This is a genomic window from Magnetococcales bacterium, from assembly GCA_015231175.1.
GTDB lineage: Bacteria > Pseudomonadota > Magnetococcia > Magnetococcales > DC0425bin3 > HA3dbin3.
Genome location: JADGBZ010000026.1, coordinates 13,541 through 29,081, shown reverse-complemented (window position 1 = coordinate 29,081; position 15,541 = coordinate 13,541). Strand labels below are relative to the sequence as shown.

At 56.6% G+C, this 15,541-nt stretch carries 19 protein-coding genes; 3 read left to right on the top strand and 16 right to left on the bottom strand.

The genetic code is table 11. The features are described from left to right. Nucleotides 1–3: 3 nt before the first annotated feature. The 8 genes from HQL63_07675 to HQL63_07640 form a co-directional block, all read right to left on the bottom strand. Nucleotides 4–996, bottom strand: coding sequence for an N-acetylneuraminate synthase family protein (locus HQL63_07675; GenBank protein MBF0176710.1), 993 nt, complete (start codon nt 994–996; stop codon nt 4–6). Between the two features lie 440 nt (nt 997–1,436). Beyond that, nucleotides 1,437–1,640, bottom strand: a complete 204-nt coding sequence (locus tag HQL63_07670) for a class I SAM-dependent methyltransferase (protein ID MBF0176709.1) — start codon at nt 1,638–1,640, stop codon at nt 1,437–1,439. Nucleotides 1,641–2,080: 440 nt separating this feature from the next. Continuing rightward, nucleotides 2,081–3,013, bottom strand: a complete 933-nt coding sequence (locus tag HQL63_07665; GenBank protein MBF0176708.1) for a methionyl-tRNA formyltransferase — start codon at nt 3,011–3,013, stop codon at nt 2,081–2,083. 46 nt (nt 3,014–3,059) lie between these two features. Then, nucleotides 3,060–4,106 carry an NAD(P)-dependent oxidoreductase gene (locus tag HQL63_07660; GenBank protein MBF0176707.1) on the bottom strand — a complete coding sequence of 349 codons (1,047 nt, stop codon included), beginning with the start codon at nt 4,104–4,106 and terminating at the stop codon, nt 3,060–3,062. Then, the gene (locus HQL63_07655; GenBank protein ID MBF0176706.1) at nt 4,103–5,257 is read right to left on the bottom strand and encodes a DegT/DnrJ/EryC1/StrS family aminotransferase; all 1,155 of its coding nucleotides are present in this window, start codon (nt 5,255–5,257) and stop codon (nt 4,103–4,105) included. Before HQL63_07655 ends, HQL63_07660 begins: the two co-directional genes overlap by 4 nt. Continuing rightward, the gene (locus HQL63_07650; GenBank protein ID MBF0176705.1) at nt 5,254–6,291 is read right to left on the bottom strand and encodes a Gfo/Idh/MocA family oxidoreductase; all 1,038 of its coding nucleotides are present in this window, start codon (nt 6,289–6,291) and stop codon (nt 5,254–5,256) included. Before HQL63_07650 ends, HQL63_07655 begins: the two co-directional genes overlap by 4 nt. Then, on the bottom strand, nt 6,281–6,904 hold the full coding sequence (locus tag HQL63_07645; GenBank protein MBF0176704.1) for an NTP transferase domain-containing protein: 624 nt from the start codon (nt 6,902–6,904) through the stop codon (nt 6,281–6,283). The genes HQL63_07650 and HQL63_07645 overlap by 11 nt, the downstream gene beginning before the upstream one ends. Before the next feature lie 5 nt (nt 6,905–6,909). Then, a complete protein-coding gene (locus tag HQL63_07640) occupies nt 6,910–7,869 on the bottom strand; it encodes an NAD-dependent epimerase/dehydratase family protein (protein ID MBF0176703.1) in 960 nt (319 codons plus the stop codon). A gap of 366 nt (nt 7,870–8,235) precedes the next feature. On the opposite strand from HQL63_07640, the gene HQL63_07635 reads away from it, so the two are divergent. Together HQL63_07635 and HQL63_07630 are read left to right on the top strand one after the other, a co-directional pair. Further along, complete coding sequence (locus HQL63_07635; protein MBF0176702.1) at nt 8,236–8,766, top strand: hypothetical protein; 531 nt, start codon at nt 8,236–8,238, stop codon at nt 8,764–8,766. A gap of 27 nt (nt 8,767–8,793) precedes the next feature. Further along, nucleotides 8,794–9,390 (top strand): TetR/AcrR family transcriptional regulator, encoded by a 597-nt coding sequence (locus HQL63_07630; protein ID MBF0176701.1) that lies wholly within the window; start codon nt 8,794–8,796, stop codon nt 9,388–9,390. 83 nt (nt 9,391–9,473) lie between these two features. On the opposite strand, the gene HQL63_07625 is transcribed toward HQL63_07630, so the two are convergent. From HQL63_07625 to hypB, 3 genes are read right to left on the bottom strand one after another with little or no spacing between them, the layout of a single operon-like run. Further along, a complete protein-coding gene (locus HQL63_07625) occupies nt 9,474–9,872 on the bottom strand; it encodes a response regulator (protein MBF0176700.1) in 399 nt (132 codons plus the stop codon). Next, nucleotides 9,865–11,316, bottom strand: coding sequence for a HAMP domain-containing histidine kinase (locus HQL63_07620; GenBank protein ID MBF0176699.1), 1,452 nt, complete (start codon nt 11,314–11,316; stop codon nt 9,865–9,867). The genes HQL63_07625 and HQL63_07620 overlap by 8 nt, the downstream gene beginning before the upstream one ends. Further along, nucleotides 11,309–11,983, bottom strand: a complete 675-nt coding sequence (hypB, locus tag HQL63_07615; GenBank protein ID MBF0176698.1) for a hydrogenase nickel incorporation protein HypB — start codon at nt 11,981–11,983, stop codon at nt 11,309–11,311. The genes HQL63_07620 and hypB overlap by 8 nt, the downstream gene beginning before the upstream one ends. Here hypB and HQL63_07610 point away from each other — a divergent pair. Beyond that, entirely contained in the window at nt 11,969–12,238 is a 270-nt protein-coding gene (locus HQL63_07610; protein MBF0176697.1) for a hypothetical protein, read from the top strand. The two genes, hypB and HQL63_07610, sit on opposite strands and share 15 nt — an antisense overlap. A 41-nt stretch (nt 12,239–12,279) precedes the next feature. Here the strand turns inward: HQL63_07610 and hypA are convergent, their stop codons facing one another. Genes hypA through HQL63_07585 form a run of 5 tightly spaced genes read right to left on the bottom strand, consistent with a single transcriptional unit; the run spans nt 12,280 to nt 15,535 of the window. After that, a complete protein-coding gene (gene hypA, locus HQL63_07605) occupies nt 12,280–12,624 on the bottom strand; it encodes a hydrogenase maturation nickel metallochaperone HypA (protein MBF0176696.1) in 345 nt (114 codons plus the stop codon). Next, nucleotides 12,624–13,628: a hydrogenase expression/formation protein HypE gene (hypE, locus tag HQL63_07600; GenBank protein MBF0176695.1), complete on the bottom strand. Its 1,005-nt coding sequence runs from the start codon at nt 13,626–13,628 to the stop codon at nt 12,624–12,626. Before hypE ends, hypA begins: the two co-directional genes overlap by 1 nt. A gap of 10 nt (nt 13,629–13,638) precedes the next feature. Further along, nucleotides 13,639–14,739 carry a hydrogenase formation protein HypD gene (hypD, locus tag HQL63_07595; protein MBF0176694.1) on the bottom strand — a complete coding sequence of 367 codons (1,101 nt, stop codon included), beginning with the start codon at nt 14,737–14,739 and terminating at the stop codon, nt 13,639–13,641. Further along, nucleotides 14,736–15,023: a HypC/HybG/HupF family hydrogenase formation chaperone gene (locus tag HQL63_07590; protein MBF0176693.1), complete on the bottom strand. Its 288-nt coding sequence runs from the start codon at nt 15,021–15,023 to the stop codon at nt 14,736–14,738. Before HQL63_07590 ends, hypD begins: the two co-directional genes overlap by 4 nt. After that, nucleotides 15,002–15,535: a hydrogenase maturation protease gene (locus tag HQL63_07585; protein MBF0176692.1), complete on the bottom strand. Its 534-nt coding sequence runs from the start codon at nt 15,533–15,535 to the stop codon at nt 15,002–15,004. Before HQL63_07585 ends, HQL63_07590 begins: the two co-directional genes overlap by 22 nt. Between the last annotated feature and the right edge of the window lie 6 nt (nt 15,536–15,541).

Below are 15,541 nucleotides of genomic sequence, written 5' to 3'. Positions count from 1 at the left end.
GACCTAAACATCCAAATGCATGGGCAGAATGGCCTCTCCGGGCTCTAGATCCCGAAGCAACCGACGTCCAACCAAAGAGGCCATAGCCGCAGAAGGAAACCCTGTGGCTGGGCGCGCAAACATCAAATCACTGCGTTGCAAAGTCGCTCCCTCTTGCAGTCTGACCGCAGCCACAATACCCTTGCGAATCGAGCTACGTATGTCAACCTCGCAGGGTTGTGGTCGTCTGCCACGTTCCCCCAGGGTAGCACGAATGGTTGGAATCGCACGGGTCAATGCGGCCATCTCGGATGGTTCCAGGGAGAGAGCGTGATCACGGAACACCCGGCCCGTCTTGGAGTCTGTAAAGTGGGCCTCCACCACGCATGCACCCAGGGCAACGGCTGTCTCACAAGCCTGGGAACCCAAAACGTGGTTGGAATAACCAACCCGAAGCCCGAATCTTTCCCTGAGAAAAGGTATGCTGAGCAGGTTTGCCTGTTCCGGAGGGGCCGGATAGGATGAGACACAGTGCATCAATACCAGTCGATCACGCACATTTGCCGTGCCAACCTCAGCAGCAAACCAGTCAATAGCCTGGGCAATTTCTGTTTCGTCACCGGCTCCGGTTGAAAGCAGTGTCGGCTTTCCGGTTCGTGCCACAGCCCGGATGGTCGGTTCAAAAGTTAAATCACCACTGGCAATCTTGAAAACAGGAGAGATCGCATCCAGGTATGGAACCACATCTTCCGTAACCGGGGTGGAAAAAAAAGTGACCCCCAACGTTGTGGCCTCCTCCGCCAAGGCGCGTAATGCCTCTGACTCAAGGCAAAACCTTTCAACCCTCTTGAGGCGTTCCGGGTCAGATGAAGAGATAAAACGGCTTGCAGTATAGGTCTGAAATTTGACGGCATCTACACCGCTCCCAGCTGCCAACCGGAGCAGATCGAACGCAGCACCGACACTTCCCTCGTGGTTGACGCCAATTTCAGCCACAACCGCAACTTGTTCGTCCAAGCATTTGCCAAATAATTGCACGACCGATCAACCTCCCATCTTCCTGTATAAAACACCCCAACCTCTACCTGATTTTTTGGGTAAGAACCCTTATATCTCCTAAACCAAATTTCCTTTTTCAAAATCTTTATTTCAAAATTGTCATAAGTGTATTATCCAACAGCAATCGCATCCCGCTCGTAATATGATTAACACCATATTCATCTTTAAATGTCCAGCACGATGCATGTGGCTTACCAGGATCTTTCGGAATAACAACATTCATAGGAATATTCTCAAATTTCACAGACACACATTGCCTATTCAAAAAATTTAGCAATGCGCTCTGCGCGAATATATTAAAAGCTCTGTTCCATTCGTTATTCTCAGCATTCATAGATCTATCCCTATAGACACCGAACATCAACTTCCATCTCATTTAGCTGGCCATCAACAAAAATTCACCCTCCTTCCTGACATAAATCCAACAGTTTCCTGAGAGGTTTTTCTGGATCCTCAAAAATCGTCAACGTACCCAAACAACAGACGAAGTCATATTGCCCGCTAAAGTCAAACATATCTACATTCTCAAACCTGGCGCCATGCAATCCGGGATGAGACTGCGCAGTCGCAATAAACTCCCTTGTCTTTTCAACACCAACCAACTCCCACCGAAGAAACGACTTTTTTTAATTGATAAAGAAACTCCCCGTTGGCGCACCCAACATCTACTAAACGTTATATTTTGTCCGGGTCCGTAATCTGTTGCAATCGCAAAATGATCGCTTTAAAAATTTCCTTTGCATTTTCATATCTTTCTGGATCAATTTTTGCGTAAGGGGACATGTCTATCTGAGGGTCATATACAGCGTTCCGGATTAAGCCTTCGTCTCGAAGTTCCATGACACACCCCAAAGTTAAGCAGCTATCTAAGAGTCCCCTGCAAAAAGTCCCGAAAGGGCACTTCCGCCACGCGCAACTACTTGATTTTATTGCATTTGACTAATTGCTGAGCAACTACATAACCTGTTGATTTTGCTATGTTTACATCCTAGCCGGGGACTTTTTGCAGGGGACTCATCTAAAAATTTAAAAGGTGTCTTCTTTATTTTTTCAACAGCGATTGCCGCATGGTAACAAAGCGATCATATCTTTTGATCGCAACCTGTGCCGACCCGCCATCCTTGTTCACTGCCGCGAATCGTGAAATCCACAAACACCGGTCCGAGGCACACACCAAAAGGCCCTTGTCTGTTACCTGATAAACTCGACCAGGTTCCCCATAATAGGGAACATCCGGCATTTTGGATGCAATCAGTTTGATGGTTAAATCCCCAAACAGAGCATAGGCACACGGGTAAGGTTCTGTCAGGGCTCGAATGCGGTTATGGATTTCACGTGCTGTCAACATATCCCAGACAATGCCGCCATCATCCGGAAATCTCATCGGATAGTAAGATGCTCTTGCCTGATCCTGCTTTTTGCAGGTGATGGTGTTATTGTCAATGGACGAGATAACATCGATCAGCATTTCAGGAAAATGACTGTTTGCAATGCGGTGCAAATCATGGATGGTATCGTCTGGACCTATGGAAAACGCCTTCTCTGCCAGAATGTCCCCTGTATCGATCCCAGCATCCACCTTGATTATAGATATGGAAAAACGGGGATCCCCACGAATCAGCGCCCAATTCATGGGTGACGAACCACGATACTCGGGCAACTTTCCCCCATGCAGATTGATCGTCATCTTGCGAGGAATATCAAGCAAATTTTGCTTCAATATTTTCCCGTACCCCCCCAGGACGAACAAATCCGGTCGCATCTTGGCCAAGGTGGTTGCAACAGTTTCGGTGTTTGGCTCGACCGGATCCAGAACCGGCGTTCCCATCCTGCGTGCAACATTTGCCACAGGGTCAATCGCTGAGGCGGAATATCCTGGGTGAACGATCACGCACTGTAATTCACGACCCGTCTGATAGAGACGTTCCAGACATCCGGCCCCTCTCTCCCCTTTGCCAAAATATACAATGCGCATTCTGTTTAACTCGTCCGTTCCTTGGAATCGGCCATGGCGCCACACATCAAACAACAAACCCTAGCCTCTCCCCCTTTGGGTCTGTTTGGGCGAAGATATCCCTGTACCATTTAATGTAAACCGGAAACGCCTCTTCCAAAGGAAAACCAGGCACGTAACCAATAAGATTCTTGGCCTTCTCAACCGAAAGCGTACCCCGGTCCGGCGTTAATTTATCTTTGGGGACGTAGGTGATTTTTACCTCTGGGAAATGGACCCTGAGAATAGCGGCCATATCAGCCAAAGACCGGGCACCACCAAAAGTAAGGTTGAAAATTTCTCTACGGGAATTTTTATTCTGGATGACCTTGACGACACCTTCGATCAGGTCATCTATATAAGTGAAATCAAGATAGTCTGACCCGTCTCCCGAGATAATCACCTCGGTGCCGGACAAGGCGTTTTCAATAAATATCTGACCCACTCGCCGACTCACGCACCTCTGACCGTACAGTGCCGAAGGCCGAATAATCGTGTAAGGCAATCCAAAGGTTTGGCTGTAGGCAATAACCAGCTTCTCCCCGGCAAATTTCAAGGCCCCATAGATACCCAGGGGCTCGCAGTGGGTATCCTCGGTGACCTGATCCGCCTTGAAATGGCCATAGACCATGCTGGAGGAGAAGTAGATGAAGTGTTCAACCACATCCCGATGGCAATCCAGGGCATTTTCCAGGGTGCGCAGGGAGTGATCGAACGTGCTGTAGGGATCCTTGTTGGAGCGGTTGGCGTGAGAAACCGCAGCCATGTGGATGATCACCTGCGGGTTCAATTGGGTAATCAAGCGGGACAGGGCATGGTAATCACGGGCATCCTGGATCAACAGGGGCACGTTGGCCTTGCGCAACAGGCTGAGTCGCTCGTTGAGAATGGTCAGGTAAAGGTCACGGTTGGGAAGTTCATTGCTGCTACAGGAAAAGGCGAGGAGATTGTTGACCTGAAGACTGTCGATGATGGAGACTTCCGCGCCCAGCTTCTTGAGTCTCAGGGCCAGATTGTGGCCGATAAATCCGGCCCCGCCGATGAGGACAATCCGTCGTCCAACCAGGTCGATCATGTCATCTCTCCTGCCAGTTGTGCCAATCGGTCGCCCATATAATGCATGTCGGTTGCATCGAGATGGGGGCCAACGGGCAGGGCGATGGAACGATCACTGATGATTTCGGCATGAGGAAAGTTCCTGGCATCGTACCCATAACGGTTCCGGTAATAACTCATGCGTGGCGTCGGCTGCGGGTAGTACACGCTGACTCCAACACCAAACTCTTTCAATCTTTCCACAACTTCAGAGCGTTTGTCACCCATTTTTCCAGGCAACATGGCCACCAGACAATAGTGACTGCTTTGCGCCTCCTCGCCATCGGCATCGAGCCACTGCAAACCCGGTATATCCCGCAGACGCGATTGCAAGGTATGGAAATTGGCAGCGCGTGCGGCAAGGAAACGGGGCATTTTCCGCAGCTGCGAGCGCCCCAACGCAGCGGCCATCTCGCTCATGCGATAATTCAGACCCACCCCGGCCACGTCGTAAACCCCCGGGGCCTGGGGCCGATTGGCGCTGCGGTCCACGTTGAAGGCCCGAAAGTTGGCCATCTCCTGAAGCTCATCGGTGTGGCATGAGATCAACATGCCTCCTTCGCCGGTCGTCATATGTTTGACCGGATAGAAGGAAAAACAACCCGACTTGCCCCAGAGTCCCACATGGCGACCCTGGAAGCGGGCGCCAACGGCCAGGGCGCAATCCTCGATGACCTTGAGTCGATGCGCATCGGCAAGGGCCCTCAACCGCGCCATGTTGGCGGGGATGCCGGCAAAATGCACGACGGTCACGGCCCTGGTGCGGGGTGAGATGGCCTTTTCGACCAGCGCAAGATCCACGTTGCCGGTATGGATCTCACAATCGACAAAAACGGGTTTTGCCCCGGTGAGCTCCACCGCATGCACCGTGGCCACATGGGTCTGGGCCGGCACAATGACCTCATCTCCGGGACCGATGCCCAGATGCATGTGGGACAGATGCAAAGCCGCCATGCAGGAGCTGACCGTCACTGCCGCAGGGGCGCCCACAAACGCCGCAAACTCGACCTCGAACGCCTTGCACTGGGGACCATGGGTCAGAACATGCTGCTGGAGCACCTCCAGAACGGCCTGCCGGTCGGCATCGTCGATGTCCGGGCGACCGAAGGGAATATCACGTCTGGATGTCATGGCATCGGTTCCATATAGTCAATCGCCACGGCCCGACCCGCCGCGAGCGCGTCGTCGGCTGCGGAACAAGCGCTGATCAGGTCAAACTCGTGCAAGACCGACGGGGTTGCATCCCGGCCCGTCACCAAACCCTCCACAAAATCCGGGATGAGAACCCCTTTATGGGACGGGAGCGGATCCAGCGCCAACGGGGCCGCCAGCAGGGCCGGATCGCGGCTGGTGTGGAGACGTGGACCCTGATCGTCATAGACGAAAGTCCCGCGATCACCAAACACCCGCAACACATGGTGATGGCGGTGGACGCACCCAAAGTTGGCCGTGATGCGACCCACCAGGCCGGAGGCAAACGTGAAGGTCGCAGCCATGAAGTCGTTGTAGCGGAATGCGGCAACATCGTGCGTGCAAACCTTGTTGCCGACCGTGTGGACGTGGCTCGGCCTCTGCCCTGAAATCCAGAGCATCAGATCGACAAGGTGGATGCCGCCGCCCATCATGACCGAATAATCCGCAAGATCCTTGCGCCATCCCTCGGTAATCTTGTGGATACGCCCGTAGAGATAATCGCCGTCAATGGCATAGACCGTCCCAAGCAGACCCGCATGGATGGCACGGCGGAGCCAATCATAGAGCGGGGCGGCACGCAACACAAGGTTGGATGACAGATGCAACTTCCCCTGCCCACCCCGCCAAAGGGCATGGATGACCGCCAGTTCTGTTCGACTCCGGCACAAAGGCTTTTCGACAAACACGTGCTTGCCAGCCTGGAGCGCCGCTACGGTCTGCTGGAAATGCATGTCATCAAAACTGGCAAGACAGACCAGTTGCACCTCTGGATCGGCCAGAATCTCCTCGTAGCTGGTTGCAACCCGCCCGACCCCGTGCCTCTCCACAAACCCGTGGGCTTTTTTCGGCAGCAAATCGTAAACCCAGCGCAACTGGCAAGCCGGGTGACGCAGGCAGGCCAGGGCATGTTGTTCTCCCACACCCAGCCCCACGACAGCGGCTCCCACGCGGTGCGGTGTATCATCCTGCATGTTCTCTCTCCAATTTGTGCAAATCCTCCACGGTATCCACGACATAACTCAGACCGGAGAGATCCCCCCCCGGATGGAGGACGTTTTCCAGCCGAAACCGGCCAGACTCCCGGTAAAACACGGGCGTAACGTGTTCCTGCTCATGGGGCGTCAAAAGATGCGCGTCCAGGGTTTGAAACAACCCGGCGCGCACCATTTCGACGGCATGCCCCCTGGGAACTGTTCGCGGAGCCAAGGTGGTCACCACATCCGCTGGAGAGTCGACACGATTCAAGACCAGAGCCAGAATTTCCGGATCCAACAGCGGGCTGTCTCCACAGATGCGCACGACCCAGTCACACGGGTGGTCCTGGATGGCCGCGCAAAAACGGCTGAACACCCGGTCTAATTCACCCCGGAAAACCTTGACCTGGCGAGTTGCCAGAAACAGGGCCAAAGGGTCATCGGAGGCCTCGATACTGGTGACCACGACGATGTCATCCCTCGCCACGACCCGGGCCACCGCATCAACCACGCTCATGATCAAGGGCCGTCCGCGAAAAGGCGCCAGCACCTTGCCCGGAAATCTCCGGGAGGACATGCGGGCCTGAATGAACACCTTGACCTTCTGCATCTGACTCACCCTGGGCAGGTCAAACGGGTTTGCGGCTCCTTTTTCCGCCAGTCAAGCAGGATTTGCAGCCCATCTTCCAGGGATACTCCTGCCCGCAAACCCAGAATTTTTTCTCCCTGGACTGGATCCCCCATGGATAACCGTATATCCCCCGGGCGGGCCGGATGATGCACCACGGGGAGCGGATTCCCGCAGAGACGGTTCACCAGGCCGGCCAACTCCAAAATGGATGTAGCCCGCCCGGTACACACGTTGAGAACCACTCCACCCATATGCGCCCGTGCCATGGCCCGGATCATCATCTCCACCACATCCTGCACAAAAACAAAATCGCGTACCTGGTGCCCATCCCCAAAGATCTTCAGATTCTCTCCACGTTGCGCCCGCTCCATGAACATGGAGATCACTCCAGAGTAGGGAGAATAAAGATCCTGGCGTGGACCATAAACATTGAAAAAACGCAGCCCCATACTGGGAATTTTATGGACCAGGCCTGCGGCGCGGGCATGGAGTTCGCACCCCAGCTTGTCGGCTCCATAGGCCGTCATCGGTGTCGGGCACATGGCCTCGGTCAACGGCATCACCGGGTTGTCGCCATAAACCGCCGCCGAGGAGGCATACACCACAGGTATGGGGGCATCGGGTGAGAGATCCCGGACGGCGGAAAACACCTGTATCGTCCCGGTCTGGTTCACGCGATGCACGGCGACCCACTCCCGGTTGGATTGCTCGACCGAGGCGACCGCTGCCAGGTGGAAACACCCGACAACACCCCACATCGCCTCCCTGACCGGCTTGGCGCACGCCACATCACCCTGTATGAACTCCACTCCGGGGGGAACATTCGCCAGGGATCCGGTGGAGAGATCATCCAACACGCGAACCTGGTCTCCCTGGCGCAACAAACGCTCCACCAAGTGAGACCCTATGAAACCGGCGCCTCCGGTCACCAAATAGAGCGGCATTCCACTTCTTCCCTTTGGGCTGCCTGACTTGGCATGGGCGGGCGAGCGATTGGTGCGACCAGATTCATGAGGCATCCCGTATGATCCTGAAGCATTCCAGGGATCTGATTCTACGCATTGCCGATCCAAAAAGATAGGCCATCGCCATCGCCATGCCATCCCTTTGTTTTTCTGCAAGTAAACCGCGATCCGTTCCCATTTGGAACATTTTTTTTTCGGGCGATGCCGATATTGCGCTTGCACCAAACCAACCGGTTGGTTTAAATTGGCATATACAAACCGGTTGGTATTGCTCCTTCATAGCTCTCGTGTCGTGAAGGTTCTCCCCTGCCAATCATCGCAACACCCACATCGGAGGCGTGAACCATGTTGATTTCTCCCCAACCCCCCGCAGGTGAGGAAGTCCGTGTCGAAGCCGTCATGAACGCCATCAGCGACCTTTTCGGAAAAGTTCCTGAGGGCATGAAGCTTTTTGCTCTCAGTCCAGAGATTCTTGAACAGCGTTGGGCAGGAATGCAGTACTATCTGCACCATCCCCGCCTGAGCATGGGACTGCTCGCCTTCATCCGGCTTTTGGTATCGGAGCGCATGCAAGCCCCCTTCTGTATCGGCCTGAACATCGCTATCCTGCAAAAGTCCGGCATCTCCCCGGGAGCCATTGACGCCGCCCGGCGGGATCCTGCCCTGGCGCCGCTGGCCAAGGAGGAGATTGGCTTGTTGCAACTGGTGCTGAAAGCGGTGGCTGAGCCACTGGCCGTGACTGCCCATGATCTGGAAGCAGCAAGGCAACAGGGATGGTCGGACAGAGACATTCTGGACGCCATTCTGCATGGCGCCAACAACGTTGCGGCAGATATCGTTTTCAACACCTTCAAGGTCGATGTGACCGCATGCTGATCAATCCATGGAGCGTTGTGATACGGCATGACCCGCAACCCCGATGAAACCAGACAACGCCTGCTGATGGCGGCCTTCGAGGAGATGCACCGACACGGCTATAATGCCGCAAGCCTCAACAACATTCTGGCCCGTGCGGGAATGACCAAGGGGGCCATGTATCACTACTTCAAGAGCAAACAGGAGTTGGGATATGCCGTGGTGGATGAAGTATTGCGGTCGCGTCTGGAAGAGGGGTTTTTCAGCCGGAAAGGGGAGCGGCTTCCTTTTATAGACGGACTGCTTCTGAACATGAAGAGGGCCATGGCCGAGCGGGGCGAAACCCTCGCCCTGCTCGGATGCCCCTTGAACAACCTAGCCCAGGAGATGTCATCCGTTGACGAAGGGTTTCGTCTGCGGGTGGATCGGGTTTTCTCCTGGTGGCGCGGAGAGTTGGCCACGGGTTTGCGCCAGGCCCAGGCGCTGGGCGAAGTGCGCCGCGACATCGACCCCGAGGCCGTGGGGTTGTTTCTGGTTGCCGCCCTGGAAGGGTGCATCGGTATGGCCAAAAACACCCAGAGCATCGAGACCTTCGCTCAATGCCTCAGTGCCCTGACCAGTTATGTCAACAGCCTTCGGGCATGACCCGCTCACACCCACACCAGGGGGCACGCTCCCGCAGATGCTCCGTTTCCGCACGGCGCCGCATGACCGCTGCTCCCGAGAGGCTAGTGCGAGCCCAGCAACTGCTCGATTTTATGGAGCAGAATCTTTGGTTCAACAGGTTTTTCGATGAAGGCCTCGACGGGCAGAAAGTCCGACCCGATGTCGCTTTCGGAAAAACCAAACGAGAGATTGCTCCTTTGGTTGACAGCGGAAAGGATCAGGACAGGAATTTTTCCGACGTTTTTATCCTTGTGCAGGGTTCGCGCCGCCTTGAATCCAGCCTGAGAATCCTCTGGCATCATGATATCCAGGAGGATCAGGTCGGGATGAATAGCCCTGACCTCGTCGATCAGGTTCTCCATATCCCCCTTGGTCGCCACCGTGTAACCCTGGCTCTCCAGAATCATGGTCAGGGTGTCGATGATATCCTGATCGTCATCGATCACAAGAATCTTAGCCATGTTCGTCTCCCGTCTTGGGTTGATGCTGCAAACGTGGGAAGGTGACGCTGAAGCGTGAACCCTCGCCAAGTTGGCTGGATACCTGAATATCGCCCCCGTGCAACCGGACGATCTCCTTGACCAACGCCAGCCCCATGCCGCTGCTGTTGGGGTTGTGGCGAACGGCGTTGTTGGATCGGAAGTGTTCATCGAAAATCTTGTCGAGATGTTCAGTGGGAATGCCGATGCCATGATCCTGGATATGCAGGACGATATGCCGTTCCCGAAGGTCAAGGGCAACCTCGACCACACCACCAGGCTTGGAATAGTTGACCGCATTGCGCAACAGATTGGAGACCAGAGTGTGCAGATGCTCCTGCGCCGCCATGATGGGATGGTTCACCTCTCCCGCCTGAAGCTGAACCGTGATGCTCCGCACCTGTCCAATCAGCCGTGTCTCTTCCACCTCCTTGCCCACGACAGCTCCGAGATCGACCTCAGCCAGGGGTGAGCTTGCGGGTGTAGCCGTGCGCAGGTTGCTCAGGTGGATGATATCGGAAATTTTTTCCATGAGCAGATCGCACCGCTCGCCGATCCGCACCACCACCGCTTGCGCTTTTTCCGGCAAGGCGCCGCAATAGCCATCCCGCAAGGTGTAGACATAACTTTTGATGGCAGCAAAGGGCGCCTTCAGTTCATGGGTTGCCCGCAAGGTGACCTGGGATTTTTCCTGCGCAAGAAGTTGCAGACGCGCATACGCCTGTTCCAACTCCTGTTCGCGCAGGCGCAGGCTTGCGGTGATGGTGCTGACCAGATACCAACAAACAAGATAGGCTGCCGCGATACCCAGGGTGTATCCCGCCGTGATCACCGGATTGGAGCTGATACGGGCCACCTTCCGTGCCGTGTCGAAAATGGAGAGCGTCGGAATGATTCCCTGATATTCCAACAACATGGGCAGAGTGGCAAACAAAGTTCCCACCCACGTCATGATGAAGCTGTAAAATCGCGAAAAAAACAGGGTCACAAGGATGATGTGCGGCAGAAAGAGAATCAGGACCGGCGTCTCGACACCCCCCAAACCGTAGGTGAGAATCGACAGGTTGATAAAATCCGTCACCACCTGGACGGCAAGAAACCGGCACATTGGCCTCTTGGCCGACGGGTCGGCCACCATGGCTTTCGCCAGCCGCCGATAAATCAGGTTACTGCCAGCCAGCAGTGTGGAAACGACCAGAAAATACCGAAAATCGATGGTGCATCCAGCCATCCTCCCGAGGGGCAACTGAGTGGCCCCAATGGCTGCCAAGGAGCATAAAATCACTGAGATCCAACGGGTTTGAATGAACCAGGCACTTCGCTCGGACATCTCCGTGGCGCGCATGCCTTCTTCACAAATGTGATCGGCTTCCCCGGCGAAGAAGGGGTTGCGACCCTGCACCGACTGCGTTTCGGCTTCAGACATTCTGGTAGACCGCTCGTTCCAGCCATTGGATCCAGACTTCCATCCCCGTGCCCTGCGTGGCACTCAGTTCCAGGATATGCGCATCGGGGCGAACTTGCAAAATGTTGTTGCGGCACCGCTCCCTGTCCCAGACAAGGTGGGGCGCCAAATCCACCTTGGTGATCAGCACCACCGGGGTTTGATAGAAGAGTGTCGGATATTTCAGCGGCTTGTCTTCACCTTCGGTGACGGAGAGGAGGGCAATTTTCACCTCCTCGCCCAGATCGAAGGCGGCAGGACAGACCAGATTACCAACATTTTCAATAATCAGGAGACGTGTCCCCTTTGGTACGGCGTGGGCCAACATTCGCCCTACCTGTCCGGCATCCAGGTGACAGGAGTGACCCGTCTCGATCTGATGCACGGGTGCTCCTTTGCCCCGCAGGCGACGCGCATCGTTGTCGGTTTGGAGATCGCCGACGATGACCGCACACGGGATACGGCCACGCAAACGCTCCAGGGTGCGCTCCAGGAGGAGGGTTTTCCCTGCACCCGGAGAAGAAATCAGGTTGATGGCCTTGACGTTGCGCTCCGCCAGCCACTGGCGATTGTCTGCGGCGATGGCCGCATTTTTGGCCAGAACCCTGGTTTCGAGATGGATGGTTCGATCCTCGTGCAACCTTTCCACACGGACAGGCTCATCATCTTCGAGGTGATGGTGGTGTGTCGTGTGGGCATGCTCCCCATCCGCATGGTGATGGTGGTGTCCATCATGGCACTCGCCCCGGTCGTGAGAATGGTGGTGTGTCGTGTGGGCATGCTCCCCATCCGCATGGTGATGGTGGTGGTGGTGTGTCGTGTGGGCATGCTCCCCATCTTCATGGTGATGGTGGTGTCCATCATGGCACTCGCCCCGGTCGTGAGAACGTCCATGCGTGCGTGAGAGTTGTTCAAGACCGGCGTCGCAACCACAATCCCGACACATCACTGCACCTCCAGGGAACGAATCACAAAATCCTGGCCGGAGAGAATCTCCACCCGGCCCGACCGACACACTGCACAATGCAGGAGATAAATTTCCTCCGGTTGCGACTCCTGACCACAATCCAGGCAAAGGAGCCGAAGCGGCACTTCCTCTACATGGAGTTCCGCACCATCCAGGGGGGTGCCTTCAATCGCCAGGGGATAACAAAAACGGAAGGATTCACGTTCGACTCCACTCAACGCCCCTATGGCCACCGTAATGGAAACCAGCTTCCGCACTTTCTCCCGCGCCATGATCTCCTGCACCTGATCCACCATGGCCGTGGCCAGACTCAACTCGTGCATCAGCAAATCCTTGGCAGAAGCTCTCCACCGGGCAGATCGACCACCCGTTCTCCTCCGATGGATGTTTCCAGTATCACCCGGCCACGTCGCTGCGTCACCCAGCCAATCTCTTTGGCTCCCACCCCCTCGGGCAAGGCGTGCCAACACGCCAATATTTTTTCCGCCACCCCGGCGGCGCACAGCAGCACCAGACACCCTTCGGAAGCCACATGCAGCAGATCCAGACCCAACACCTCCGCCATGGCTTTGGTCCCGGGCGCATAGGGTAGAGCACTCTCGCGCACATGCAAACCCACCTCCCGTCCCATGACCATTTCGTTCAGGACCGCAGCCAACCCTCCCCGGGTTGGATCGCGCATGAAGCGGATTTCCGGCGCCCAGGTCTGCACGGCTTGCACCAGACGATGGAGAGGCCGGGAGTCGCTGACCGGGCCGTTGTGTACCTGGAGACCTTCACGCGCCGAAAGCACCGCCATACCATGGTCGCCCAACGTACCACTGACCAGGATCCGGTCGCCCGGGACGAGATGCTCCACGCCCAGGGAAAAACCCGGCAACGCCTCGCCGATGCCGGAGGTGTTGATGTACATGCCATCGCACTGGCCACGCCTGACCACCTTGGTATCTCCGGTGGCCACAACCACCCCGCACTGATGGGCGGCCCGCTGGAGGGCATCCAACACCCTGCGCAGGGTGACCAGGGGCAATCCCTCCTCCAGGATCAAGGCCAGGGAGAGCCAGCGTGGCACGGCGCCGGCCACCGCCAGATCGTTGACCGTGCCATGTACTGCCAGATCCCCGATGTTGCCGCCGGGAAACTCCAGGGGCTGCACCACGAAGCTGTCGGTGGAGAAACGAATCTGGCAAGAGGATAACTCCAGTGCGGCGGCGTCCGGCAACGTCCGCAGCGGTCCATCGCCAAAACGCGGCAGGATTTCCCGCGCAATCAGTTGTTGGGACAACCGACCCCCCCCGCCATGCCCCAACAGAATGGATTCGCTCATGGTGACCACTTCAGCACTCTTCGTATTTGTATTCAGCCGCGCAGCTCCCTTCGGAGCTGACCATGCATGGTCCCAAAGGTTGTTCCGGCAAACATGCCACGCCAAAAAGGGAGCACTCCCTCGGACGTATCTTGCCCTTGAGAACCTCTCCACACAGGCAGCGTGGATTGTGCCGTCCCGGTTGCAGAGTCAAACCGTGGCGTTGCAATGCGTCGTATCGGGCAAACTGCCGCCGCAGCACCAGGGCGCTTTCCGGTATGCTCCCCAAACCCCGCCAGGCGGCGGCAGCGGGCTCCAGATAGTGTGCCATGAGTCGTTGCGCCTGCCGGTTGCCTTCGGCTTTGACGACGCGACTGTATTGATTGTCCACACACGGTTTGTTCGTCACCAGTTGCTCGACCAGACCATCCAGGCCATACAGGATGTCCAGGGGTTCAAACCCGGCCACCACGCAGGCCACCCCGTGCCGTTCGGCGTAGGGGCGATAGGCATCGGCGCCGATGATGGCGCTGACATGGGCTGGACAGAGCAGACCATCGATGCGGATGTCAGGATCGGCCAGCAAGGCGTCAAGGGCAGGCGGGACAAGCTTGAAAGCCGTCAACAAGGAGAGATTGGCAACGCCCTGGCGCATGGCCGTATCCAGCATGGCCACAATCGGCGCGATCGTGGTTTCAAACCCCACCGCCAGAAAGACCACTTCGCTTTCCGGATGGTGAATCGCCAGTTGCAGGGCTTGCAGCGGCGAGTAACAAATTTCGATGCGTCCCCCCGCTGCCCGGGCTTTGGCCAGGGTGGCATGGGAACCGGGAACCCGAACCATATCCCCGAAGGTGGCCACGATCACCCCCTGCCCGGCCAGGGTGATGGCCACGTCGATCAAGCCAGGATCGGTCACGCACACCGGGCAACCCGGGCCACTGACCAATGCCACCTGCTCGGGAAGAAAACCCCTGATGCCATAGCGGGCAATGGCCATGGTGTGGCTGCCGCACACCTCCATGAGATGGACCTTGCGTCCCTGTCCGGCCAGCGCACGACCGTGACCGGCCAGGCGCGCACGAAAGTGAACGGCAGCCTCCAGGCGGCGAAAACCGTCCATGTAGTTCATGCGCCATGGCCCCGTGGCGGCGACGGAGCCACCCAGACCACCTCCTGACCCAGTTCCCGTTCATACACCTCGGCCAGGGAAACGAACAGCGCCAAGCGGGCATCCGCCTCCGCCGTGTCCAGTTTTTCGATGGCATAGCCGGCGTGTACGATGACGTAATCCCCCACGGCGGGCTTGTCCAACAACATCAACCCAACCGCATAGCGCACCCCATCCAGGTCAACTGTTCCCGTCTGGCCATCTTCAGCGATGGCGATGATTTTCATGGGGATGGCCAAACACATGACTCCCTCCCTGCTCGCCGACATATGGGTGCGATGGCAGAGTCCACGACTCCGAGAAGTCGGCAAATCGTCGCCTCCAACGCTTGCAGCGCAGCCGAAAAAAACCCCTGCATTTCGGTTGTCAAACCTTGGAATGGTGAAAGATCAAATGGTTGCACACCAAACAGATGGATCGGGTGGGTAAAACCCAGATCCCTGGCCATGGCGAGGGCCTCGGCCATGCCCAGGCCATGGGTGGAGACCGAACTGCGGTGATACCGACAGCGCCCCTCCTGCCAGGTCAGAAAGCGCCACTCCCCACCTTTCAACCCCATATCGGCGCAATCGACGACAAGGACCGGACCGGTCAGTTCGAGCAGGTCATGCACCAGGGTCAGGGCGTCGGCATTTTCCCATACTTGCGTCCTGACGTGGCGGGTGGCCGACGCCGACAGGGTCTCCACCAGCAGCAGCCCCACCGCATCATCGCGCCCATACCGGCTCCCGATACCCACCACGGTCAACTCTGGCATGCCCGT

Bases quoted from the DNA above. Each gene is read 5' to 3' on its own strand.
- HQL63_07665 (MBF0176708.1), bottom strand. From the start codon at position 3,013: ATGCGCATTGTATATTTTGGCAAAGGGGAGAGAGGGGCCGGATGTCTG.
- HQL63_07660 (MBF0176707.1), bottom strand. From the start codon at position 4,106: ATGATCGACCTGGTTGGACGACGGATTGTCCTCATCGGCGGGGCCGGA.
- HQL63_07655 (MBF0176706.1), bottom strand. From the start codon at position 5,257: ATGACATCCAGACGTGATATTCCCTTCGGTCGCCCGGACATCGACGAT.
- HQL63_07650 (MBF0176705.1), bottom strand. From the start codon at position 6,291: ATGCAGGATGATACACCGCACCGCGTGGGAGCCGCTGTCGTGGGGCTG.
- HQL63_07645 (MBF0176704.1), bottom strand. From the start codon at position 6,904: ATGCAGAAGGTCAAGGTGTTCATTCAGGCCCGCATGTCCTCCCGGAGA.
- HQL63_07640 (MBF0176703.1), bottom strand. From the start codon at position 7,869: ATGCCGCTCTATTTGGTGACCGGAGGCGCCGGTTTCATAGGGTCTCAC.
- HQL63_07635 (MBF0176702.1), top strand. From the start codon at position 8,236: ATGTTGATTTCTCCCCAACCCCCCGCAGGTGAGGAAGTCCGTGTCGAA.
- HQL63_07630 (MBF0176701.1), top strand. From the start codon at position 8,794: ATGACCCGCAACCCCGATGAAACCAGACAACGCCTGCTGATGGCGGCC.
- HQL63_07625 (MBF0176700.1), bottom strand. From the start codon at position 9,872: ATGGCTAAGATTCTTGTGATCGATGACGATCAGGATATCATCGACACC.
- HQL63_07620 (MBF0176699.1), bottom strand. From the start codon at position 11,316: ATGTCTGAAGCCGAAACGCAGTCGGTGCAGGGTCGCAACCCCTTCTTC.
- hypA (MBF0176696.1), bottom strand. From the start codon at position 12,624: ATGCACGAGTTGAGTCTGGCCACGGCCATGGTGGATCAGGTGCAGGAG.
- hypE (MBF0176695.1), bottom strand. From the start codon at position 13,628: ATGAGCGAATCCATTCTGTTGGGGCATGGCGGGGGGGGTCGGTTGTCC.
- hypD (MBF0176694.1), bottom strand. From the start codon at position 14,739: ATGAACTACATGGACGGTTTTCGCCGCCTGGAGGCTGCCGTTCACTTT.
- HQL63_07590 (MBF0176693.1), bottom strand. From the start codon at position 15,023: ATGTGTTTGGCCATCCCCATGAAAATCATCGCCATCGCTGAAGATGGC.
- HQL63_07585 (MBF0176692.1), bottom strand. From the start codon at position 15,535: ATGCCAGAGTTGACCGTGGTGGGTATCGGGAGCCGGTATGGGCGCGAT.